Consider the following 22,986-nt stretch of genomic DNA (forward strand, 5'->3'; position numbering starts at 1 on the left):
GTCAGGAGGGATGTCGATGCCGAACCGCGTCCCGACTGCTTCACCGTGGCAAAGCCCCGTCGATCCCAACCCCTGCAGTCGCCGCCAGCTCAGTGGCGATGGCTGCCGCGCGGCGTGCCTTCGGGCCATGCAGCGGCCAGACGAGGCGGCGCTTGATCGTCAACGCCGGCACGTCGCGCGCGATCTCGACGAGATGGCCGGGCTCTAGGTGCCGGCGCAAAACCAATTCGCTGGCCAGCAACGCGCCCATGCCTGCAATGGCCGCTTGCGCCGCGACGATCGTCAGTCCGAAGCGCGGACCCTGGTCGATGCCCTTCGGCTGCCGTCCAGCGGCGGCGAACCAGTGCCGCCAGGCCGGATAGACATCGTCGCCCATCGTCGGGTCGATATGCAGCAGCGGCAGCCTGTCGAGCGCGTCCGCCGCGTCCGGCCTGGCAATGCCCTGGATCAGTGCCGGCGCGCAGGCCGGGATCACCCGTTCGGTGAACAGATCGACCGAAGCGAGGTCCTGTGCGGAGGCCTTGCGGTAGCTGATGGCAAGGTCGACGCCTTCTTCCAGCATCACATCGAGAACGATCGATGCGACGATGCGGACATCGAGCCCGGCAAGCGCCGTGCGTACCTTGTCGAGGCGCGGAGCGAGCCACAGCGAGGCGAACGATGGGTCGGCGCAGATGGTGAAGGTCTCGGCCTGCCGCTCGAAGCGCAGCCGCCGCATGCCGGAGGCCAGCGCGTCGAAGCCCCGGTCAATGTCGGGCAGCGCGCTTTCGGCGGCGCGCGTCAGGACGATACCGTTGCCGGCGCGCCGGACCAGCTTGACGCCCAGCCTGTCCTCGAGCTGCCGGAGCTGATGGCCGACCGCGCCGGGAGTCACGCCCAGCTCCTCGGCGGCGCGAGTCAGGCTGCCGGTCCGCGCTGCCGCCGCAAGCGCCCGTAGCGCCGATAGCGGGAGGTCCCTCAGCGTCGTCATGGATTGAGTTTACCTCAAAAAAACTCGAAGGAAACTCGTTTGATTCTGGGAGTTTCAGCCCGCTACGGTTATTGAGGAGTGTTCAACTCCGAGTCCAACCAGGAGGCGACCATGCTCGATACCCCGAAGCAATCCAGTTCCGATCCACGACCGTTCCGCGCCATGCGTGCCGAGGGCGACCGCATCGCGTTCGATTTCGACGGCGGCAAGGTGGCGTGGCTTTCCAGCCGCTGGCTGCGGCTGGCCTGCGAATGCGAGATCTGCGGCGACACCGCGTCCGGCAAGAGGTGGTTGACGCCGGCCGATGTTCCCGCGCGGATCCGCCCCACCTCGATCGACGCCTCGGCCAGCGAAGTGACCGTCACCTGGGAAGACGGCCATGTTTCGCGCTACGCTGCCCGGTTCCTGGCAGATCGTGCCGGGAGCGGAGCAGTCCGTTTCCAGCCCGATCTATGGGACAGCGATCTCGGCGCGCGCCTCGGCCGCTTCGCCTTCGATGCAGTGGTCGAGGACGACGAGACGTTGTTTCACTCGCTGCGCGCACTGCGCGACCATGGCATCGCCATGCTGACTGGGGTTCCCGCCGAAACGGAAGCGACGGCGCGCGTGGCCGGCCGCTACGGACCAATCCGCGAGACCAGCTATGGCAAGGTGTTCGACCTGATTTCGCGGCCGGATGCGCGCGTTGCGGGTGAAACGGCACGTGCGCAGATCCCGCACACGGACGAGCCGTTCCGCTACTCGCCGCCGGGCTTCATCTTCTTCCACGCCATCAGGACCGGCGCCGGCGCCGGCGGTACCTCGCTGATGGTCGACGGCTTCCATGTCGCCGAGTTGATGCGAACCGGGACGCCAAAGCTGTTCGAGCTGCTGACGCGGCATGGCGTGACCTTCCACCGCGAACATGCCGGCGAGGTGTTCTTCAGCGCCGAGGCGCATGTCATCAGCCTCGACGCCGCCGGGCAGGTGACCGGTATCCGCTACAATGACCGCTGCCTTGCGCCGCAGACTGCACCTGAAGACGAGATCGACGGGCTGATCGAAGCGCTGGCCGAACTGACGCGGCTGATCTGCGATCCGCAAAACCAGTTCCAGCATCAGCTTCAGCCGGGCGAGGTGCTGGTTTTCGACAATCAGCGCGTCATGCATGGCCGCAGCGCTTTCGATCCGACGCTGGCGGTGCGGCATCTCAGAAGCTGCAACATCGATCGCGACGGCGTCCACAGCGCCTTGCGCACGCTGGCGCGCCGTTTTGCGCCGGACGAGGCGGAGACGGTGCTCTATCAGGGTGCGATTTTCTAAACCGCTCTGCGCGTCGTAGCGGTCAATTGAACCAAAGCGCGAAGGTCAAAAATCCGGCGCCACCGAACTGGCGCTGGATCTGGTTGAACTCCTCGCTGGTCAGGATGCTGCCGCTTTCGAGATAGGGCGCGATGGCCGGGCCGGTGATCGACAGCACGAGGTCGAAGGGTTTCGGCTCGTCGAAGAAGCGCTTCATGTTGATGCCCTTGTCGGCGATGCGGAAATGCGGCAGCAAGGCGCGGCCTTCAAGCAGGTCCTCGGCCATAGCAAGCGCGGCCAGCCAGGCTTGCACCTGCTCCTCGCCGACATCGAGGCCGGTGAGCGGGCTGGCGCCCTTCTGCTGCGGCCCGGGCAGCCATTCACGGTCATTGTCGGTCTCGGCGCGGATCGCCTTCCAGTCCTCGCGCGACAGCCGGATCATTTCCATGAGATGGCGGCGCGCCGCCTGCCGGCGTTCCGGTTCGACGACCTGCCAGTTGACCAGATGCACCAGCGAGATGAAGTCGGCGATCCGCCATTCGGAGGAGAGGATGCCGCCGCTCATGCCGCCGTCGGGCGGGACGAGCGTGTCCTGCAGCGGCAGCCCGGCGCGCGGGAACAGCATGTGGAAGGAGCCGTCGAACATGCTCCTGAAATCATGCGCCAGCCAGAAATCCGCCTGCGCCATCAGGAATTCGGCATAGCCCTGCAGCCAGTAGCCGTCGGCGCGGTCGAAACGGAAGACGAGCGTGGGTGCGGTATCGCCCGTCGTGATGCTGCCTCGCGCCAGGGCCGCCATGATCGCGGCGGCGCTTTCATCAGGCGCAATGGCGCCGTCCTCGTTGAGATCGATGCCGAGGCGGGTGAGGTCGACCTCCATGCCGATATCGGCGCCGGCGGGCACGGAACCGAGCGTCGCGGCCGATTTTTCCAGCCGGTCGCGAAAGCCGACCAGGATGGCGCGGAATTGCTCGTAAGTCAGCGGCTCGGGATTGGGATTGTCCGGCACGGGCAGCCGCATCAGCGGCAGCATCAGGGATTGCGGGCTCTCGAAACCGTGGCGATGCAGGCCGCTCGCCAGGATCTCGAGCGCGGTGAAGAATTCTCCGGCGCCGGCTGCGTAGGCGGCTGCCGGATCGGCAGGTGCTGCCGCTTCCAGCGTTGTCAGTGCGGCGTTGCGTTCGGCCACGGTTTTCGCGGCGAACAGGGTGGTTGCCGCTTCCGGCGTCGCGGCCGACGCGTAAGACAGTGGCAGGAACAGGATGAGGGCTGACGCCAGCAGGCCTGCAATTCGTGTCATCTCGTTCCTCCGCTGCACTATCTCTGATGCACCATACACGCATTTGGTGCGCCGCGCCCGATGCCAGGGAATGCGTCCACGGTTTCACTGCCTGATGTACGCGGACACGCTTCAACCCGTCCGGCAGACAGTCTACACAAGGCAAACAACTGGGCTTCGCGTGTCGAACTATCCGCTTTCCTACAAATTGTCGTGGCTGCCGCGCTTCCTTCGGCCTTCGCTTGGCGGCGATCAAGAAGGCTTTGCGGCGGCGGCCGCGACCTTGATCGAACCGCCGCCGGTGCAGACAATTCGGCTGGCGTTCGTCGGTGATATATCGGCGGTGGCCAATGGCAGTGCGCCGGACTGTGACCCGGCGATTGCGGCACTGCTTGGTTCCGCCGATCTGGTGATCGGCAATTGCGAAAGCCCGGTGGTGGACCGGCCAAGCGCGGCGATGGGCACGCGGCTTGGCACCCATCATGCGATGACCGAGCGGTTTCTCGCCGAGGCGCTGGCGGCCGTCGGCATAGCGCGTGAAAGACTCGTGCTGTCGCTCGCCAACAACCATGTGCTCGATCAGGGTGTCGCGGGCTTCGATGAAACGCTTGCCGCGCTGGAGCGGCTCGGCATCCGCACCATCGGCGCCGCGGCGAAGGGGCCGGTCGAGCGCATTGCGATCGGGCCGCTCAGCATCGGCTTTGCCGCCTTCACGTTGTGGCGCAATGCCGATGCGACTTCGTTCGCGAGCTCCGTCTCGATGCAAGCCGATCCGGCGCGGTGGCAGCGCGATGCGTTTGATGGCCACGATCTCCTCTGCGCGGTGCCGCATTGGGACTGGGAGTTCCGGCATTTGCCCAGGCCGGATACGCGGGCGCTGGCCAGGCGGCTGGCCGGACATGGCGTCGGGCTGGTCGCCGGCCACCATGCCCATGTCGTGCAGCCGGTCGAGCGTATCGGCAAGGCGCTCGTCGCCTATGGGCTCGGGGATTTTCTCGGCACCGCCTTTTCGCGCCAGCCATGGCCCGGCCGCATCGGCGCCATCTTCATCGTCGATGTGAGCACCGACGCAGGCTCGCGCGGGGCGATCGCCGCCTACCGGCTGCACGCCTTCATGCGGCTGCGGGCTGGCGACCACGAGCGGCTGGTTGCGGTCGAGGCACTGGAAGGTCGAATGCGCGGCAAGGTCGAAGGCCGGTTGAAAGCAATCTTCCCTTCTCCCCTTGTGGGAGAAGGTGGCCGCGAAGCGGTCGGATGAGGGGTGTTGGACGGAGCGCCAACGCCTCATTTCTTCCAGCACCCCTCATCCGTCTCGGCGCTACGCGCCGATCCACCTTCTCCCACAAGGGGAGAAGGGATCCGGCGCTGGCGACTTTCCCGCAAAAGCAGCTATCATGCCGAGGCACAGGCAGGTTTTCGACAGTGGGGGTGGCGATGGAAACTGCGGATTTCATGCCTGGTGAAGCTGACATCGCCGCCATCAAAAGCAATCTCGATGCCTATGAAGCCGAGAGAGCTTCGGCCTACAGGCAGGTCCGGTGGCGGGTGCCGCTGTTCGTCGGCCTGGTGCTGGTGTTCGTTGCGCTCGTGGCCTGGCTCTTCAACAAGATCGCCGATCCCAACGAGCAATGGTTCTCGACGCCGCATGTGTTCCTCTACGTCGCAGGCTTCATTGCGGCGATTGTGCTCTATTTCCAGGCGATCAAGCCGGCGAGCAGATTGCAGCAATCGTTTCGCGACAGGCTGCTGCCGATCATCTTCGGCTTCATCGCGGAGATGCGCTACCAGCATGGCGTAACGCCGAACTCCTTCGACCGGCTGCCGCGCGGGGTGGTCGGTTCCTTCAACCGGCAGGCTTTCGACGACATCGTCTCCGGCCGCTACGAGGAGTTTCCGTTCGAGCTCTATGAGGCGGAACTGCGGGAGGGGACGGGCAAGGGCTCGTCGACCGCATTCAAGGGCGTCATCGTCGCTTTCGAGACCATCGCGCCGTTTCCCGGCATATTGGTGGCGACGCGCCGGGCCGATGTGGTCGTCGGCTTTTTCCGCGGCATGTTCGCCAGCAAGATGGAGGAACTGTCCAGCGGCGTGCCGGAACTCGATGCCGCCTACGAATTCCGCACCGACAATGCGCAGGCAGCCCAGCCGCTGGTGAGCGGCCGGCTGGCACAGGCGCTGAAATGGCTCGGCGAAACATGGCCCGACGAACCGGCGCGCGTCGCGCTCAATGGCAGCGACGGTTTTCTGCTCTTGCCGCAGCCGAAGAATTTCTTCGAGCTGCCCGATATCTCGGTGCCGCTCGATTACCAGACGCATGTCGCGCCGATGATATCGGATATCGGCGCAATGCTGGCGACGGCGGCGCTGGTGCGCAAGATCGGGGCGAGGGACGAGGCGGGATAGTCCGGCTGGGCGGTCAGCAATCGAAGCCGCGTTGGCTACGCATGTAGTCGACTTCTTCCTTCGACATCGACTTGAACATCACGCAAACGGTGAAACTGCCAACCTGATGGCCGTTTCTAGTGTACCCCCAGTCGGAAATATAGTCCCGGTTGAATTCGATATACTGGCCAGCCACGACGTTGTGGACAGCCTGTGGTTCGTTCGCCAGTATTCCCGCAAATCCGGTCTCGATCCGCTGGAACGGGATGACCCAGAAGTGTTCGGTCTCGTTTCCATCCGTGATCATCACCTTCAACTTGAATCTGTCCGTTCCAGGCGGTGGTGTCTGGGACAGCGCCAGAAATTCATCCAGGCTGGCACGCGCCTGAGCAATCGCCGCCGTCATATCCGGATCGTCATCGGCCACTGTCACAACGGAGTCGCCGCCCTGACTGGAATCCTGTGCCCCGGCGGATAGTGGGGCAAGCGCTAGCATGAGGGACAGGATCGCGCGGGATACAGGCTTCATGGAATGGGAACCCTCATAACAGTCGAGATCGTCGCGCATTTCGTTCGTATTTCAACCATAGCGCGAAAACAGATTAAATTGCAACCGTATAAGAATGCATCATTGATGCCGCAACCGCAGTCCAGTTCCGCCACGCGCCGCTATGGTTTTTGCCGAAGCCTCGCGCTATCGATGGAGCGGGGGTACATGATGGTCGAGCAACGCAAAGGGTTTCGCCTGTCGCGGCGGCTGCTGCTGGGTGCTGCCGTGGTCGGCGGCGCCGTGCTGTGGGGCGGGACGACGGTGGCGCGGCTGGCGCGCGGGCCGTCGGGACAGAAGAACGCCGGACGCATCGCCGACATAGACGGTATCTCCCTGCCGCTGAAACCGCCGGAGACCTCTCCGGCCTTCGACCCTTCGCTGCCATGGTCGGCCAAGGGCGGCGCCATCAACGATGCCAGCGGCCTGTCGGTGACGCCGGTCTATGGCGTGGTCGAGGTGCGCCAGGAAGACGACATCGCCAGGGCGCTGGCCTTCGCCCGCGCCAACGGGCTGAAAGTCTCGGTCGCCGCGGTGCGCCATTCAATGGGCGGCCACGCCTTCGACGACAATGCGCTGGTGCTCGACCTCAGGAAGTTCAACAAGGTCAGTGTCGATGCGGCGGCCAGGACGATGACCTTGCAGCCCGGCGCTTGCTGGCACGAGATCCAGAACCTGCTGCATCCGCGCTTCGCGGTGAAGGCGATGCAGTCGACCGATATCTTTTCGGTCGGTGGCTCGCTGTCGGTCAATGCGCATGGCATGGACCATCAGGCCGGCTCGGTGGCCGGTTCGATCCGCTCGATGCGGGTGATGCTGGCCGACGGTTCGGTGACGACCTGCTCCCTGAGCGAAAATGCCGAATTGTTCCGTCATGTCGTCGGCGGCTACGGCCTGTTCGGTGTCGTGCTGGAAGCGACGCTCGACATCGTCGACAACGCCGTCTACCGGACCTCGCGCGAGATCATCAAATCGGACGACTTTCCGACGTTCTTCGCCGAGGTGCTGGAACCAAACAGGACGATCGGTCTGTTTTATGGGCATCTGTCGACGGCGCCGGGCAATTTCCTCGAGGACATGATCGTCTACCGTTACGATGAGGTCGCCGATCAGCCGCCGGCCGACCAGCCTGCCATCGGCGAGCCGGGCGGCGTCGGCCTGAAGCGGGTGATCATGAACCTAGCGAAATGGGGCGGCCTGTTCCAGGAGCTGAAATGGTTCACCGAAAAGACGCTGGAGCCGAAATTCGAGAGCTGCACGGTGGCGCGTACGGCGGCGATGGCCGAAGGCGAGGCCTGCCTCGTCACGCGCAACAATCCGATGCACGATTCGGTGCCCTATCTCTTCAACGATCTGAGGGACGAGACCGACATACTGCACGAATATTTTATTCCGCGCGCCGCCTATAATCCATTCATCGCCGAGGCGCGCGAGATCCTGCGCAAGCAGAGCCTGCCGGTGCTCAACGCCTCGGTGCGTATCGTCCATGGGGAAGATTTGGCGCTGAATTATGCGCCGGAGCCGGCCTATTCGCTGGTGCTCTACATCAACCAGCCGACAGATGCCGACGGCAATGCCAGGATGCGCGAGCTGACGCGGGCGCTGATCGACCTGACGATCAAGAATGGCGGGCGGTTCTTCCTGCCCTACCAGTTGCATTACACCGGCAAGCAACTGCTTGCGGCCTATCCGGAGCTGCCTGACTTTCTGGCGAAGAAGCGGCAGTATGACCCGACCGAGCTGTTCTCCTCGACCTTTTACCGGGCACTGAAGGCGCTGAGCGGGACGGCCTGAGAGAATGTCCGCTGCGCTCCGGTTCTCGAAACCACCACCATATGGCTCGCCTGAGCGAATTTCGAAACGATCTCTGAAAGCTGCTTACAAGCCGCTCGGCATTTTCGCCGCCAGCCAGTTCGCGGAGCGTTTGGCCATGTCGACGGTCGCCGAGGCGGCACGGCCAAGATCGGTCTTGACCACGGCATAGCCATTCTTCGTGCGATAGAGCACGCCGGCATCGACCATCTGTTCATAGGCGACGGGCCGGGCGGCGGCGGCCTCCATGGCCGTCGTCGGCGAGCCGACCGGGACGCTTGGCCGGTGGCTCAATTCCGGCGGCAGCGGGCTTTCGGGTTGGACGGCCCGGCTGGCGGGTTTCAGTTCCGGGCGCGAGGCCGTCGCGGCCAATTGCGAGGCCGATGACGAACCCTTGGGGCGACAGATGCCGGAGACCAGCGGGTAATTGAAATTGCGCTCGTGCAGCATCTGGCTTTTCATCGCCGCTTCGCATTCGGCGACGGTCGACCACTTGGCCGGCGTCTCGCCGATATATTCGCAAAGCTTGGCGTCGCAGTCGCAGCCGACGATGGTCATGGCGACAAGGGCGGTCTTGATCACGGCATTATCCCTTCGGGTTTCACCCTACCAGTCGGGGTAGAAAAAGGCAGGATTTGGCCGCGATCAGGGAATGTGCAAGGCGAAGTGTTACGCAACGTTTCACGGAATGGCGACTGTGACCGAAAAACCTCAGTAGTCGTAGACATGCTCCAGCCTGGCGCCAGCCTTCATCAGCGCCGGCAGCACGATGTGCAGCCGGCGCACGGCGACGGTCAGCCCCGTGCGGCGCGTGGCCGGCTCCGCCGGGATCTCATAGCTGAACAGTGTGCGGGCGCCATCGGGAACGGTGACCTCGTCATTGGAAAGCATGGTGACCATGATCTCGTCATTGCCGCCGATCTCGACGAAGGAGACGCCCTTGTCGATCAGGCGCGGGATTACGTCGGTGAATACCTGGTAGCGCTTGGTGACGAAGATCGTGCCGTCGGCGCCGTAGTCGCGCTCGAGCAAGGTGTCAGGCTCGTTGCGTGTCGCTTCGCCGACCGGGCCCTTGGCCCAGACATGAATGTCGAGCAAGGCCGGGTCGGAGGTGGCCGCCACCGCTTCGCTGATCAGGTCGGCATAGAACTGCTTGATCGTATCGGCGAGGCCGAAGGCGAGCTTCCGTTCGCTGGTGCGGGCAGCGCCATCGCCCGGTGTCGGCTCGACGGCAAACAGGCCGGCGCGCTTTTCGGCGTAGGGGAACTGGTACCACGGCACCTGATCGAGAAAGCCTGCATACTCGGCAGCCACCTTGGCCTGGTAGATGTCGGCGGCGGTCCGCCTGCCGGCGGTAGCTTCGGTGATGCGGCCGACCGTGTTCTCATAGGCCCATTGGATTGCATGCTCGATCGTATGGCTGGTGCCGATGATCACCAGCATCTGGTGGTTGGCGAGGTTGAATTTGTAGTCGGAGCTGGCGCGGATGACCATTGCATAGTCCTGCCAGAAGCGGCCGATATAGGACCAGTAGGGAAAGCCGCTCGGCTGGTTCTTGTCGACGAAGCCGGCATAGTCGCGGGCGGCATAGACGATCGCCCATTCCGGATAGGTGAGGAAGGTCGATTCCTCCGGCCGCTGGTAGCCGGGGATTTCGGCGCGCACCTTGTCTGCCAGCGGCTGGGGCGGGGCGCCCTCGGCGACGCCCGGCAAAGGTGCGCTGGCGAGCGTCGACGTGGTGAGAAAACCATAGGCCAGCCCGACGATCGGGATGAGCACGATGATGACGACCAGCCAGAGGATCGTCTTGATGATGCGTTTCAGCCAGCGAAGCAGGAACATGGCGCTCAGGCCGTGGCGAAATGATCGTACACGCGCTTCGACAACCAGAAGCCGACATAGACGGCAAAGCCGCCGATGACGAGGTGCGGCAGGTTGGCGAAGAAACGGGCAGGGAATTCGACGTCGTTCAGCGAGCGGAAGCCGTTGATGAAGATGCCGGCGTCGAGGCAGCCGGAACCGGTGATCAGGCCGAGCAGTCCGTCGAACAGATAGACCGAGCCGAACAGCTTGAAATAGAACACCGCCTGGCGGTGCGAGATCAAGGCGGCGGCCAGCGCCCAGACGCTGGAAAAGGCGTGCAGAAGGTCGTCATACCATTGCAGCGAGAACAATCCGAACAGATTGCCATTGTCGTCGTTGAACGCCGGTATGTAGCCGATGGCGACAACGCCGAAGAACAGGAAGGCGTAGGCAATGGCAAGCTTCTGGATCAACGTCATGAAGTATCCCCCTCCAAGTGACGCTAAACGTTAGCTGATTTTGCTGCCAGTTGCAGCCCCAGCCAAAAAGACCGTAAAAATTGTGGATGATAGCTAAAAGACAGTCGGCGCCGGGATTTCTCCCAGCGCCTCCCTGTCAGATCAGGACACGGTCGCGGCAGCAACTTCCGTAAAGACGTCGCGCCATGCCGGCCTTGATTTTGACGGTCCTGCCAGTCCGCTACCCGAGAGCAGCGTCCGTTCGGGACCACGCCGGCCTTCACTCTTGCGAGCTTCGTCCAGCGCGCCATCGAAGGTTTTTGCCGTCCTTCATGGCAGCATCGGTCCGCCGTTGGCGTTCGCACGCTTTCCGCGGCCCCGTAGGTCTCGGCATCCGTCCCTCCTGCAGGCAAGCCTGCTCTCGTTTCGGGCCGTACGGGCCTCAGGAAATCCGCCGTTCCGCTTTGCCTTTCGGCGTGGCGATCGGTAGCCGCCTGAGATGGGTTCAATGTATGCCGGATAAGTGTCTTGGGGAACCGGCCCGAGCCTGTGGATAGCGGGATTATCGGGGACCAATGCGTTTTTCGAGACAGACCCGACCCGATGCGCGGCGAGGACATCCACGGCGAACATCGTCAAATATTCGGCGCTTGCTCCGCCGGCCGTCACGGGCTTCAATGCCGGCAAAGGATTTTGGGAGTCGCGGCGCCCTCGATGTCCTTTGGGGGAGGTTGCTTGAAGGTCGGGGTGGTGCTCAATCCGATTGCAGGTGGCGGCCGGCTGAAACGGCATTGGCCCGAGATCAGCGCCTTGCTGAAAAAGCACTTCGGCGATTTCGAGTTGCGCGAAACGCAGGCCGAAGGCGATGCCGAAAGGCTGGCGCTCGACCTCGCGGCCAGCGGTTTCGAGCTGGTGATTGCGGCGGGCGGCGACGGCACGGCCAGCGAGGTGGCCGATGGGCTGCTGCAGGCGTTTCAGGAGAGCGGCCGGACGGCTGCGCTCGGCCTTTTGCCTTGCGGCACCGGCATCGATTTCGCCCGCGGGCTCGGCCTCTCCGGCGAAGTCGACCTGACGCTGAAGCGCATCGCCGGCGCCAAGCCCCGCAAGGTCGATGCCGGGCGCATCTGCTATATCGACGATCACGGCGCGCTGGCCAGCCGCCATTTCATCAACATCGCCAGCCTCGGCCTCTCCGGCGCCACCGACCGCGCGGTCAATGCCGACAAGCGCAAGGGCAAGGTCTCGGCCAGGGCGCTGTTCTACTGGCGCACCGTTTGGGAATTCATGCGCTACCGGTTCCAGGACGTCAGGATCACCGTCGATGACGGCGACCCGGTCGAGGCACGCATGGCGCTGGTGGCGGTGGCCAACGGAAAGTTCTTCGGCGGCGGCATGATGATCGCGCCGGACGCCGAGCTGGACGACGGTCAGTTCGACATCGTCATCCTGCGTGCTGCCGGCAAGCTGAAGCTGATCTGGGACATCCGCCTGCTCTATGGCGGGCGGCATCGCAACCATCCGGCCATCACCATCCTGCGCGGCAAGAAAGTGGTTGTCGAACCGGTCGGCGATGTGGATAAGAACGGCGCGCTGGTCGACATAGACGGTGAGTCGCCTGGGCGCATACCGGCGACATTCGAGATCTTGCCGGGCGCGCTGACGCTCAGATGTTGATTCAACGCGTTGAGAGATTGATTCAGGCCGTTGCGGCCGTGATTCCAGCGGCCCATTCAATCCACTGAAATCGCTTGATAATTCCGTAACGTCAGATTGCCAGTTTTGCCGGGAAACCGGGGGCGCGCAGCTCCGTTCCGACTGCATCTTCCAGCAGTTTGACGATCTGGGTTGACCAGGCGCTGCCGCCATAGGCGGCCTTGCCTTGCTCAAAAATCGCGTTGACGCGTGAGGCCAGATCGAGCGGCACGCCGAAATCCTCGCCCATGCGAAGCGCGAAGCCAAGGTCCTTCAGCGCCAGGTCCATGGTGAAGCCGATGTCGTAGGAGCCGTTCAGCACGAGCTGGCTTTCGGTCTCATGGACGAAGCTGTTGCCGGAGGAGGCGACGATCGCGTGATAGGACTGGGCGAGGTCGAGCCCGCCCTGCCTGGCCAGCATCAACGCCTCGCCGGCGGCGACGAGATGGATGAAGGCCAGCATGTTGGTGATCACCTTGATCACCGCCGCCGAGCCGATCGGGCCCATCAGGAATGATTTTTCGCACATCGCCTCGATGGCCGGACGGTGGCGTTCGTAGAGTGCCACATCGCCCCCGACCAGCGAGGTGATTTTTCCCACCGCCGCCAGATGCACGCCACCGGTGACCGGGCATTCCAATGTCTCGATACCTTTTGCCGAGGCGAGTGCAGCCAGACGGATAATCTCGTCACGGCCGTTGGTCGACATTTCGATCCAGGCGCCACCCTTGGGCAGGCCTTCGAGCAATCCGTCAGGGCCGGCCAGCACCGCTTCGCTCACCTTCGGCGAGGGTAGGCAGGTGATGGCGTTGCCGGTCCGCGCGGCGGCCTCGGCCGGGCTGTTCGCGGCGATGGCCCCGAGTGCCACAAGACGGTCGACGGCCGTCTGGTCGCGATCGAAGACGGTGACGGCAAAGCCGTTGCGGACCAGGCTGGCGGCAAGGTTGCCGCCGAGATGGCCAAGGCCGATGAAGGCGTAGCGTTCGCTCACGGCATCAACGGCGTCTGCATCATCTGCAGATGCAGGTCCTTGCCGGTCCAGGGATGCGCCTCGCAGACGGTCTCATTAAGCTCGACGCCAAGGCCGGGCTCTCTGGACGGGATGACGTTGCCGTCCTGCCACTCGATCTTCTTCTTGAGCAGCGTGGCGTGGAAGCCGTCCCATTGCTTCAGCGATTCCAGGATGAGGAAGTTGGGCAGCGTCACCGCGAGCTGGATGTTGGCGGCGCCGACGATCGGCCCGCAATAGCAGTGTGGCGCCACCTGGATGTGGTAGGCCTCGGCCATGGCGGCGATCTTCTTGGTTTCGAGAATGCCGCCGGAGCGACCGAGGTCCGGCTGCAGGATGGTCGCGGCGCGGTTCTCGATGACACGGGCGAACTCGAACTTGGTCGTCAGCCGCTCGCCGGTGGCGATCGGGATCGAGGTGCCGCGGGCGACCTGCGCCATCACTTCGGGCATGTCGGGCGGTACCGGCTCTTCGAACCACAAGGGATCATAGGGTTCGATGGCGCGGGCGAGGCGCAGCGCGCCCGATGCGGTGAACTGGCCGTGGGTGCCGAACAGGATGTCGGCGCGGGTGCCGACAGCCTCGCGGATCGCCTTGACCATGCGGGTGGAGACATCGATGTCGATGAGGCGCGGCTGGTGGCCGTCGAAGGCGGTGTAGGGACCGGCCGGGTCGAGCTTCACGGCATTGAAACCTTGCTCGACATATTCGAGCGCGCAGGCCGCCGCCATCTCAGGGTCGTTGTAGACGTTCCTGCCGTCCGGCGCGTCCTCGGAATGGACGCTGCCGGTGTGCGGATAGAGGTAGGTGTAGGAGCGCAGCGTCTCGTGCACCTGGCCGCCGAGCAGCTTGTAGACCGGCTTGTCGGCCTCCTTGCCGATAATGTCCCAGCAGGCGATTTCGAGCGCGGAGAAACAGCCCATGCCGGAAACATCCGGGCGCTGGGTGAAGCCGGAGGAGTAGGCGCGGCGGAAGAAGTTCTCGATATCGTGCGGGTCGCGGCCGATGAGATAACGCTCGGCCATGTCCTCGATCATCCTGGCCGTGACATGACCGGAGAAGGTGGCGTTGTAGGCTTCGCCATAGCCGACGACGCCGCCATCGGTGGTGAGCTTGACGAAGATGAAATACTTGCCGCCGATGCCCGGCGGCGGGTTGCCGACAACCCAGGTCTTGACGTCGGTGATTTTCATTTTTGGTCCTCCAGAACCAGTTCGGCGCCCTTCCATCCGGTCATGATCGAGGCGGCATTGGTGTTGCCGGTGATGTTGTCGGGAAAGATCGAGGCGTCGATGACGCGCAAACCTTCGAGGCCGTGCACTTTCAGCCGCGGGTCAACGACGGCGCGCGAGGGGTCCGGCCCCATGCGGCAGGTCGAGACCGGGTGGTAGACGGTGCCCGAACGCTTCCTGAAATCGGCGATCAGGTCGGCGTCGGACTGGATCGACGGACCCGGCAGAACCTCTTCCTCGATGATCTCGGCCATCGCGGGCATCGAGGCGATCTTGCGCACGAATTTCACCGCCGCCAGCATCTCGTCGACATCGGCGTTCGTTGAGTACGCGTTGGCCGTGATCCTGGGATAGTCGCGCGGGTTGCTGGAGCGGATCATGATCTCGCCACGGCTCGACGGGCGGCAATTGGACAGGCCGATGGAAAAGCCCGGCCAGGGATCCGGCGTCAGGATCGGGCGTTCGCCGCTTTTCGGGATGACGGTCGAGAAGGCCTGGAAATAGAGCTGCATGTTGGGCCGCGCGGCCGTCGGGTCGGTGCGGAAGAAGCCGCCGGCATTGTTCATCGACAGCGACAATGGGCCGGAGCGCATGAGGATGTATTGCATGCCGACCAGCAATTTGCCCCACCATGGGCGCAGGATCTGGTTGAGCGTCGGCAGTCTGCCCTTGAATGTATAGTTGATGCCGACATGGTCCTGCAGGTTTGCCCCGACATTCTCATTGGCATCAACGATCGGAATGCCCAGCCTCTTGAGCAGCGCCGAGGGGCCGACACCGGACAGTTGCAGCAGTTGCGGCGAGTTGACCGAACCACAGGACAGGATCACTTCGCGTCCGGCGCGGGCGGTTCTTGTCTCGCCGTTCTGCAGATATTCGACGCCGACGGCGCGCTTGCCCTCGAACAGGATCCGGGTCGCCAGCGCATTCATCTCGACGCGGACGTTTTTGCGCTTCATCGCCGGGCGCAGGAAGGCGCGGGCGGCCGACATGCGGCGGCCATTCCTGGTGGAGATCTGGTAGATGCCGACGCCTTCCTGCGAGGCGCCGTTGAAATCCGGATTGAGCGGCAGGCCAGCCTGCTGGCCGGCGGCAAGGTAGCGCTTCGTCAGCGGATGGACCGAATTCGAACAGTCGGTGATGTGCAGCGGCCCGCCGGCGCCGCGCCAGCGGTCGGCGCCGGCTTCATTGTCTTCCAGCGCCTTGAAGGCAGGCAGCAGATCGTCATAGCCCCAGCTGGGATTGCCAGCGGCAGCCCAAGCGTCGAAATCCTCGCGCGCGCCCCGGATCCAGACCATGGCGTTGATCGAGCTCGAGCCGCCAAGCAATTTGCCGCGCGGCCAGTGGTCGACATTGCCGCCTAGGCCGGAGTCCGGCTCGGCCTTGTAGTTCCAGTTGACCGCCGGATCGAAGAAGGTCTTGCCGTAGCCGAGCGGCATCTGCACGTAGAAGCGGCGGTCGGTGCCGCCGGCTTCGAGCACCAGGACGGAGAAGCGGCCGGAGGCCGACAGTTTGTCGGCCAGGACCGAGCCGGCCGAGCCGGAGCCGACAATGATGAAATCAAAACTCTGCATGATGGATGCGGCGGGCTCCGGAAATCTGGCCGCAGCCTAGACGGCGCATGCCTTGGGCGTCGCCGTGCCTTCCGGCATCGGTTGTGAAAAAAGCGACCGGCAGTCCCCAGTTTGAATTTCAGCCCCGACGCTTCTCTGTCCTTCGTCGGAGGCGCGTTGGCGAAGACGTCCCGTCGTTGCTTCGGCGAGTCAATACTGAGCCTGCGCTTACGCGCCATCTCTCTCGACAAGACCAATGGCTGGACGCGGTCGAGCTCAGTTGGTGCCGGTTGCGGCGGTGAACCCGCACTGCTTCTGTTCCATATCGATCTGCTTCGTGATGCGGACGGCGTTCTGTGCGTAGGCCTCCGTCACCGAGCCACTATTCACGGTCTTGTCCTTCAGCGGACTCACGCCGGCGCAAAGGTGGAAAACATGCGGCTCGGCGGACTTCACGGCTCCGGTTTCGGGCGCGATCCAGTAGACGACATCCTGACCGGCGGGGTGGCTCGCGTCCTTCGTCGCCGCCGCCACCGCGGCTGTGTCCGCCGCGATCGCCTGCGCCTGAGCGGCGACTTCGGGCGAACAGGCGGTGGTGGGCTGCCCCGACTTGATCTGGGCTGCGCATGCGTTCATATCCTGGGTGTACTGTTCGACCGACGGGGGTTGGAAACTGATCCCCATGACCGTCGCGAGCACGGCCAGCGCAGCGCCGAGACCGCCGGCAACCTTCTTGGTCTGCGGATCCATGTTTTTGTCGGTGAGGATGAGGAAAACCAGCGGGAGGAAGGCAATCAGCGTGATGATTGCGCCGAGCTGGTTTTGGAAGAAGAACCTGGCCGCGTCGGATGCGCGGGCCGGATCGTGCCTGTTGGCCGCCTTCCACAGCAAGTTGCCGGCGATTGCGAAAATCGCGATGCCGACCAGAAGGCCGATGATCAGCGGCAGGTGTCCCTGGTCGAACTTGTTCTGGCGAAGCAGAATAATCCCATAGATCTCGCCGCCAATGGCGACGATCCACGAGAGTGCGGCGAAAAGGCGAAGACGCGTGGCGGAGGACTTCTGGCCCTGCGTCGCTTGCCAATCCTTGGTAACGTCTGGCTTGTTGTCGGTCATTGACCAGATCCCCTGATATCGACATTTCCGCGGGCGGCACCTGCCCTGCGCAGCGTCATTGAACGAGCGTCACCTGCCTTGGCGACGCGGCAAAATGTGAGCGCCACGGCAGGCGTCATCCCCATCCATATTGCGCATGAGTGAATCCGTCCATACCCACGGAGGCAGACGCCTATGCGGCGATGGCTCCGTTCTTCTCAATCTGGCTCGAACCTGACGCTGCCTTGCCTCGCTTGCCTGGCTTCCCTGGCGGTCCGGATTGCCGAATTCAGATCACGCTGCTGGTGGCGCGTTGACGCGTCGATGCCGTAACGATACGAAGTCGAACCATCGATCTCGGGGATTTGCCGCATGGTGCACTACGCTGAAGGCCGGCCGATCGGCGACCTTACGCTGAGAACCCTGGCGATGCCATCCGACGCCAATGCGGCGGGCGACATTTTCGGCGGCTGGGTGATGGCGCAGATGGACCTTGCCTGCGGCATCCGTGCCGCCGAGCGCGCCAAGGGCCGGGTGGTGACGGCTGCGGTGAAGGAGATGTCGTTCGCCAAGGCGATGAAGATCGGCGACACGCTGTGCATCTACACCCATGTCGAACGCGTCGGCCGCACGTCGATGACGCTCAAGGTCGAGGCCTGGGCGCAGCGCTATCTCTCCGACCTGATGGAGAAGGTCACCCATGCCGATTTCGTCATGGTGGCACTGGACGGCGAAGGCAAGCCGAAGGCGGTTCCGGCGGAAGGCTGACCGGCCAGATTTCCAAGTTTCGATATCGCCGGCAGGACCGACACGGCGCGCGATCCCGCAGGCCGATTCTGTGTGAAGCGTCTCACAGTCCCGTTCGCACATTTCCGGGACCATGTCCGGCAGGGCATGGGGAAAGACAATGCGTCAACGATTGCTGAACGGCGCATTGGCGGGCGCGCTTGCAGCCCTGTTCTGCCTGTTGGCCGCAACCGCCTATACGGAGGTCAAACAGGGCAGGGCAGAAGCCGGCTGCGCCTTCGAAAACCACATCCTCGGGAGACAGGCGGCCAGGTGCGAAAACTGCGCTTCGGCGGCGTGCGGCATCGGTGCGACGGCCGCGCGCAATTGCGGTGAAGGGAAGGGCTGCGCCATCGACGGCAAGGCGGCCGACCGGACCCCGAAATCGACGCGGACCGGAAGCCGTCCGCGGGCCGGAATGCCGATGCAGCCGTAGGATTCGCCGGCGCTGCGCGGCGCGCGAAAACCCTTGCATTGCAAGGGTTTCAGGCGTGCGCGCCGTCGAACTTCGCCCGCGCCGCCTTGACACGCGCGGTGTTCTTGCGCGCCCATTCGCCGAGCGCCGCGACCGGCACCAGCAATTCGCGGCCGAGATCGGTCAGTTCGTAGTCGACGCGTGGCGGGATGGTCGGAAACACCGTGCGGGTGACGAAGCCGTCGCGCTCCAGCCCGCGCAAGGTGGTGGTCAGCATCTTCTGCGAGATGCCGCCGACGGCCGCGCGCAATTCGTTGAAGCGGAGCGGTCCGTCGCCGAGCTTGCCGACGACCAGAACAGTCCATTTGTCGCCGACGCGCTGCAGGATTTCCGAGATGGCGCGGCAGTCCTCGGTGATATGCGGGTGCCTCAGTAACAAAAACGTGCCTCCTTGCACTTCGAGTCTGCGGTATCTCATATAGCGCCGGTATCCAAACGATACCACAATTTCCCGCAAGGAGAGCCCCTCTATGTCCAAGCCCAAAATCGCCATTGTCGTCGGTTCGACGCGCGCCGCGCGCTTCGCCGACGTCCCCGCCGAATGGATCGCCAAGATCGCCAGGTCGCATGCCGACATCGATGTCGAAGTCGTCGATTTGCGCGATTTCCCGCTGCCGTTCTTCGACGAGGTCGCATCCTCCGCCTGGGCGCCGTCGCAGAACGAAGTGGCGCAGCGCTGGCAGAAGAAGGTCGCCGAGTTTGACGGCTTCATCTTCACCGCCGCAGAATACAATCACGGCCCGACCGGCGTGCTGAAGAACGCCATCGACTACGCCGCCAATGAATGGAACAAGAAGCCGGCCGGCTTCGTCGGCTATGGCAGCGTCGGTGGCTCGCGCGCCGTCGAACAGCTGCGTCTTTACGCCGTCGAGTTGCAGATGGCGCCGGTCAAGTCGGCCGTCCATATCGCCTGGGGCGATTTCCTTGCCGTCCGCCAGGGTGAGAAGAAGCTCGAAGAGATCGAGCATCTGAACCAGGCTGCCACCGCGCTGGTCAACGACGTCGCCTGGTGGGCCAAGGTGCTGAAGGCGGCGCGCAAGGCCGATGCGATCGCCGATGAAGCCAGGGCGGCCTGATCGCGGACTGTTTGAATTATCCTCCCAAGGGATGTGGGGCGGCGCTTGCGCCGCCCCCTTACCGCGGCCAACAGGGCGTTGTCGCGCCTAAGTCCTGCAGGAATATGTGCCTGCGAGGCCGGCATTTACGCTGATTTTGCGGTAGCCAACAGGAAAAGCTTTGCCTTCTCCTCGGCGAGCAGCTTGAAAACCACAGAACGAACGGCGGAATCGGCTTCCGTTTCCAGCCTCTTTTCGAAGTGCTTGATATTCTCTCGGCTTATGAATTCAGCTTCGCTGACCAACATCACGCGCTCCTCTCGGGAGGCGATTGAGCAAGCCCGGTACGCTACGCCTTTCGCGGCAGCGGGTCCACTGAAACATTGCAATTCAGGTACAGGCGCTACCCCAGCCGCAGGGGGATAGCGGCGCCGAAATTGCCTTCTTCAGCCGCGAGCGGGTTTCCGCCCGCGCGGCTAGCGACAACCCTTTACCCGCTCGGCGCGTGCGATAGTCGCGATATTGGATCGTTCGATTGAAGACAGTGGTACACTGTCGGCGTCGTCATATCGACAGCCCTCGTTGCCGAAATGGGCTTTGCCCCGGGCCGTGTGAAAGCAGTATCCGCGCTCGGCCAAAATTCCGTTACGCATCTCCCACAGGAACTGGCAGTTCGGTCCGTCCGGATGGGGGGCAGCCAGATAGTCATGGAAATGCCTCGAGAACAGATTTCGATCCGTACAACCAAGAATGTCATAGCAATCAGCCGTCGCCGGGCCGGATATTGCGATTGCCAGAACGGCTGCCGTGCCGAACAATCGAATGCGTTTGCCCATGAAAGCAGTCCTCCACCTTGAAATAATCGCATCAAGATCGGAGGCCGTGTTGATCTGCGTCAAAAAAGATCAGCTTGTCACCGAATCGGGATGACGGCCGGGCGGCCGTACTGCCAGCCGTGAATGCTCATCGATCAGGCAAGCGAGGCGCATCGTCTGCTGGACGAGCGCCGTTCGACGGGCAAGGTCGTGCTGGTACCTTGGTATCGTGATCGATTGAATTGCTCACAGGCCGATCGTGCAATTCGTCGGTTCGCCCCTTATCGGGGTGCCGCGACTCCAGCGTAGTGGCTTCCCAATTGCCAGAAGGGTAGCGGGAACCGCCCGCGCTCTTCTTCAACAAGGTGGAAGCCCGCCCCGCGGATCAGGCGCAACGGATCGCGGTTGAGGTGGCAGCCACCAGCGAGCGATCCCCACGGCCGGTTCAGGCGCTCCTGCCATCTGCGGCAACGCGGCCCCTCGGCCAGGCCATGCTCGATGAAGATCAGCCGGCCCGTTGGCCTCAGTATGCGCTGGATTTCGGTCAGCGCCGCATCCGGGTCCAGAATGGTGCAGAAGGCATAGGTGACGACGACCGTGTCGGCGAAGTCATCGGTCAACGGCAGGCTTTCGCCGCAGGCCCGGAGGCATTCGATATCGAACGGCAAGGAACGGCTCTTCGGTTCGGCGAGGCCGAGCATCGTGCCGTCGGGATCGATGCCGACCAGTCGTTCTACTCTGGCGGGGTCGTAGTAGGGAAGGTTCAGGCCGGACCCGAAGCCGACTTCGACGACTATGCCTTCTGCCCGCGGAATCATGCGCTTTCGCATGTGCGCGAATGCGTTGGCCGAACAGCCGGCGTGGACGAGATAGGGAGCAATGCAGCGTGCGTACCAGGAGAGACAGGATTGGCACATGTCTCAGCCTCCTTGCCCCGTGTTCGGAGCACCGGCAGGGCCTATCAAAGCGCCGACCCCCGGGACCAAGAGCGGCTCGCCGTGACAGTCGTTGCGGGTGACAGGGACGCCAACCTCGGCAACAGCCTCGGACGTGCGATGGTGGGTGAGAGTATTGACCAGGGGCATTTCTCGCTCCAAGGGAGTGTTCCCATCGGGCCCGATCGGCCCGATGTCGTGGGGTAGATAGAAGGCCGGCATCCCCTCAACGTCCCCGCTCGGCCGCAGACGGACCGATGGAGCGATTGGAGTTCCGACTTCTGGGTTTTCCGGAGTTCCGTCTGAACGGGCGGCGGGTGGAACTCGGCTTGCGCAAGGCGGCAGCGCTCCTCATCTACCTCGCCGAAGCCGGCCGGCCCGTGGGGCGCGAGGTCGCCGCCACGCTTCTATGGCCCGAAACCGACGAGGAAGCCGCACGGGCACGCCTTCGGCGCACACTGTATAAAATCCGCATCGCGTTTGGCAGCGAGGTCATCACTGCCACCGGAGCATCCCTCGGTCTCTCCGTCGAGGTCGACTCCCAGGCTTTCGAGCATGCCTGCAATGTCGGTCCTCTCGACGCGGCAGTCGACATCTATAAGGGCGACTATCTCGCCGGCTTCTCACTCCCGGATTGTCCGGAATTCGAGGAATGGGTCTTTTTCAGGCGCGAGGCTTTGCGCAGCCGATTGGTGCAGGCACTGGAGCGGCTCGTCGAAGCAAAGATCGCCGGCGGGGAGCCTCGCGCCGCGGTCGTGCATGCGACACGCCTGGCGGGGCTGGACCCTTTGAGCGAAAGCGCACACCGTCACCTGATCCGTGCCCATCTGGCGGCTGGGGACAGGGCAGCAGCCGAGCGCCAGATCGAAGCTTGCGTCCGGCTGCTGCGAGAGGAGCTCGGTGTAGCGCCTGATCCCACCACGCTTGCCTTGGGTGAGCCAACCCAGGTAGCCACTTTGGACGTGCCCAGAACGCGCTACGTCGAAGTGGACGGCATCCATATCGCGTTCCAGACCGTCGGCAGCGGCCCGCTGGACATCGTGCTTGTCCCGGGATTCATTTCGCATGTCGAGCGGGTCTGGGAAGACAGAAGCTGCCGCGCCTGGATATCAGCGGTTTCGCGCCTGGGTCGCTTGATCCTCTTCGATCGGCGCGGCATGGGGCTTTCCGACCGCGTCGGCGCCCGCCCGACCGTCGAGGCGACGGCGCAGGATATTCTGGCGGTCATGAATGCGGCTGGCAGCCGCCGTGCCTTGCTCATCGGCGCGTCAGAGGGTGGGCCGGGCTGCATCCGTTTTGCCGTGGATCACCCCGATCGCCTGAGCGGCCTTGTTCTCTGGGGTTCCCTGGCCAAAGGCAGCCACGCGCCCGACTATCCTTTCGCCCTGACCGTCGCGCAATACGAGCTGTGGACGCAACGGCTGATCGCCGGCTGGGGTGGCCCGGCGGAAATCGGAACCTTCGCCCCGAGCCTCGCCGGCGACCGCCAGGCGCAGAACTGGTGGGCCGGATTGCTCAGGGCAGCCTCCAGTCCCGGCGCGGTCGCAGGCCTGCTCGAAGCTCTGCGTGATACCGATGTGCGTCATCTGCTCGCAAAAGTCTCGGCCAGGACAATGGTTCTGCACCGCTCAGGTGACCGCGCCGTGCGCGTCGAGGCCGGGCGCTTTCTCGCGGCCCAGATCCCAGGCGCGCGGTTCATTGAGGTCGACGGTGACGACCACTGGTTTTGGGTCGGCGACCAACAACCGCTGCTCAATAGCATCAGCGCGTTTGCACGAAGCAGCTGATCGCGCGGCTCCTGCTGATG

The 22,986-nt window shown here is 63.8% G+C and carries 23 protein-coding genes; 9 read left to right on the top strand and 14 right to left on the bottom strand.

Annotated features, from left to right (window positions below; all coding sequences use genetic code 11):
• Positions 1–40 precede the first annotated feature (40 nt).
• A complete protein-coding gene (locus C9427_RS14350) occupies positions 41–970 on the bottom strand; it encodes a LysR substrate-binding domain-containing protein (protein ID WP_107649789.1) in 930 nt (309 codons plus the stop codon).
• Positions 971–1,081: 111 nt separating this feature from the next.
• On the opposite strand from C9427_RS14350, the gene C9427_RS14355 reads away from it, so the two are divergent.
• Positions 1,082–2,272 carry a clavaminate synthase family protein gene (locus C9427_RS14355; RefSeq protein ID WP_146172543.1) on the top strand — a complete coding sequence of 397 codons (1,191 nt, stop codon included), beginning with the start codon at positions 1,082–1,084 and terminating at the stop codon, positions 2,270–2,272.
• 22 nt (positions 2,273–2,294) lie between these two features.
• On the opposite strand, the gene C9427_RS14360 is transcribed toward C9427_RS14355, so the two are convergent.
• Entirely contained in the window at positions 2,295–3,551 is a 1,257-nt protein-coding gene (locus tag C9427_RS14360) for a hypothetical protein (RefSeq protein WP_107649791.1), read from the bottom strand.
• A 160-nt stretch (positions 3,552–3,711) separates the two neighbouring features.
• Between C9427_RS14360 and C9427_RS14365 the strand changes: the two genes are divergently transcribed.
• Positions 3,712–4,788, top strand: coding sequence for a CapA family protein (locus C9427_RS14365; RefSeq protein WP_107649792.1), 1,077 nt, complete (start codon positions 3,712–3,714; stop codon positions 4,786–4,788).
• Positions 4,789–4,964: 176 nt separating this feature from the next.
• Positions 4,965–5,933 (top strand): DUF3137 domain-containing protein, encoded by a 969-nt coding sequence (locus tag C9427_RS14370; RefSeq protein WP_107649793.1) that lies wholly within the window; start codon positions 4,965–4,967, stop codon positions 5,931–5,933.
• A 13-nt stretch (positions 5,934–5,946) separates the two neighbouring features.
• On the opposite strand, the gene C9427_RS14375 is transcribed toward C9427_RS14370, so the two are convergent.
• Positions 5,947–6,480, bottom strand: a complete 534-nt coding sequence (locus C9427_RS14375; RefSeq protein ID WP_342587246.1) for a YegJ family protein — start codon at positions 6,478–6,480, stop codon at positions 5,947–5,949.
• Between the two features lie 147 nt (positions 6,481–6,627).
• On the opposite strand from C9427_RS14375, the gene C9427_RS14380 reads away from it, so the two are divergent.
• Positions 6,628–8,253, top strand: a complete 1,626-nt coding sequence (locus C9427_RS14380; RefSeq protein WP_245437073.1) for an FAD-binding oxidoreductase — start codon at positions 6,628–6,630, stop codon at positions 8,251–8,253.
• Between the two features lie 84 nt (positions 8,254–8,337).
• Here the strand turns inward: C9427_RS14380 and C9427_RS14385 are convergent, their stop codons facing one another.
• From C9427_RS14385 to C9427_RS14395, 3 genes are all read right to left on the bottom strand, one after another.
• Positions 8,338–8,853, bottom strand: a complete 516-nt coding sequence (locus C9427_RS14385) for a hypothetical protein (RefSeq protein WP_107649794.1) — start codon at positions 8,851–8,853, stop codon at positions 8,338–8,340.
• Positions 8,854–8,982: 129 nt separating this feature from the next.
• A complete protein-coding gene (locus tag C9427_RS14390) occupies positions 8,983–10,113 on the bottom strand; it encodes a hypothetical protein (protein WP_107649795.1) in 1,131 nt (376 codons plus the stop codon).
• 5 nt (positions 10,114–10,118) lie between these two features.
• On the bottom strand, positions 10,119–10,553 hold the full coding sequence (locus tag C9427_RS14395; RefSeq protein ID WP_107649796.1) for a hypothetical protein: 435 nt from the start codon (positions 10,551–10,553) through the stop codon (positions 10,119–10,121).
• A 714-nt stretch (positions 10,554–11,267) separates the two neighbouring features.
• Here C9427_RS14395 and C9427_RS14400 point away from each other — a divergent pair.
• Positions 11,268–12,206 (top strand): diacylglycerol/lipid kinase family protein, encoded by a 939-nt coding sequence (locus C9427_RS14400; protein WP_107649797.1) that lies wholly within the window; start codon positions 11,268–11,270, stop codon positions 12,204–12,206.
• A gap of 91 nt (positions 12,207–12,297) precedes the next feature.
• Here the strand turns inward: C9427_RS14400 and C9427_RS14405 are convergent, their stop codons facing one another.
• From C9427_RS14405 to C9427_RS14420, 4 genes are all read right to left on the bottom strand, one after another.
• Positions 12,298–13,215, bottom strand: a complete 918-nt coding sequence (locus C9427_RS14405; protein ID WP_107649798.1) for an NAD(P)-dependent oxidoreductase — start codon at positions 13,213–13,215, stop codon at positions 12,298–12,300.
• A complete protein-coding gene (locus tag C9427_RS14410) occupies positions 13,212–14,426 on the bottom strand; it encodes a mandelate racemase/muconate lactonizing enzyme family protein (protein ID WP_107649799.1) in 1,215 nt (404 codons plus the stop codon). Before C9427_RS14410 ends, C9427_RS14405 begins: the two co-directional genes overlap by 4 nt.
• Positions 14,423–16,039 (bottom strand): GMC family oxidoreductase, encoded by a 1,617-nt coding sequence (locus tag C9427_RS14415; protein ID WP_107649800.1) that lies wholly within the window; start codon positions 16,037–16,039, stop codon positions 14,423–14,425. Before C9427_RS14415 ends, C9427_RS14410 begins: the two co-directional genes overlap by 4 nt.
• A 255-nt stretch (positions 16,040–16,294) precedes the next feature.
• On the bottom strand, positions 16,295–17,134 hold the full coding sequence (locus C9427_RS14420; protein ID WP_107649801.1) for a hypothetical protein: 840 nt from the start codon (positions 17,132–17,134) through the stop codon (positions 16,295–16,297).
• A gap of 351 nt (positions 17,135–17,485) precedes the next feature.
• Between C9427_RS14420 and C9427_RS14425 the strand changes: the two genes are divergently transcribed.
• Positions 17,486–17,881 carry an acyl-CoA thioesterase gene (locus C9427_RS14425; protein ID WP_107649802.1) on the top strand — a complete coding sequence of 132 codons (396 nt, stop codon included), beginning with the start codon at positions 17,486–17,488 and terminating at the stop codon, positions 17,879–17,881.
• Between the two features lie 151 nt (positions 17,882–18,032).
• Positions 18,033–18,335, top strand: coding sequence for a hypothetical protein (locus C9427_RS14430; protein WP_245437074.1), 303 nt, complete (start codon positions 18,033–18,035; stop codon positions 18,333–18,335).
• 49 nt (positions 18,336–18,384) lie between these two features.
• On the opposite strand, the gene C9427_RS14435 is transcribed toward C9427_RS14430, so the two are convergent.
• Complete coding sequence (locus C9427_RS14435; RefSeq protein ID WP_167434350.1) at positions 18,385–18,753, bottom strand: winged helix-turn-helix transcriptional regulator; 369 nt, start codon at positions 18,751–18,753, stop codon at positions 18,385–18,387.
• A gap of 91 nt (positions 18,754–18,844) precedes the next feature.
• On the opposite strand from C9427_RS14435, the gene C9427_RS14440 reads away from it, so the two are divergent.
• The gene (locus tag C9427_RS14440) at positions 18,845–19,450 is read left to right on the top strand and encodes an NADPH-dependent FMN reductase (protein ID WP_107649805.1); all 606 of its coding nucleotides are present in this window, start codon (positions 18,845–18,847) and stop codon (positions 19,448–19,450) included.
• A 125-nt stretch (positions 19,451–19,575) separates the two neighbouring features.
• On the opposite strand, the gene C9427_RS34085 is transcribed toward C9427_RS14440, so the two are convergent.
• From C9427_RS34085 to C9427_RS14450, 3 genes are all read right to left on the bottom strand, one after another.
• The gene (locus tag C9427_RS34085; RefSeq protein WP_167434351.1) at positions 19,576–19,737 is read right to left on the bottom strand and encodes a hypothetical protein; all 162 of its coding nucleotides are present in this window, start codon (positions 19,735–19,737) and stop codon (positions 19,576–19,578) included.
• A gap of 168 nt (positions 19,738–19,905) precedes the next feature.
• Complete coding sequence (locus tag C9427_RS14445; protein ID WP_146172544.1) at positions 19,906–20,265, bottom strand: YARHG domain-containing protein; 360 nt, start codon at positions 20,263–20,265, stop codon at positions 19,906–19,908.
• Positions 20,266–20,525: 260 nt separating this feature from the next.
• Positions 20,526–21,161, bottom strand: a complete 636-nt coding sequence (locus tag C9427_RS14450) for a class I SAM-dependent methyltransferase (protein ID WP_107649807.1) — start codon at positions 21,159–21,161, stop codon at positions 20,526–20,528.
• Between the two features lie 275 nt (positions 21,162–21,436).
• On the opposite strand from C9427_RS14450, the gene C9427_RS14460 reads away from it, so the two are divergent.
• Positions 21,437–22,966: a bifunctional AfsR/SARP family transcriptional regulator/alpha/beta hydrolase gene (locus C9427_RS14460; RefSeq protein ID WP_107649809.1), complete on the top strand. Its 1,530-nt coding sequence runs from the start codon at positions 21,437–21,439 to the stop codon at positions 22,964–22,966.
• Positions 22,967–22,986: the final 20 nt, after the last annotated feature.

This window comes from Mesorhizobium helmanticense (assembly GCF_003034915.1).
Classification (GTDB): Bacteria; Pseudomonadota; Alphaproteobacteria; order Rhizobiales; family Rhizobiaceae; genus Mesorhizobium; species Mesorhizobium helmanticense.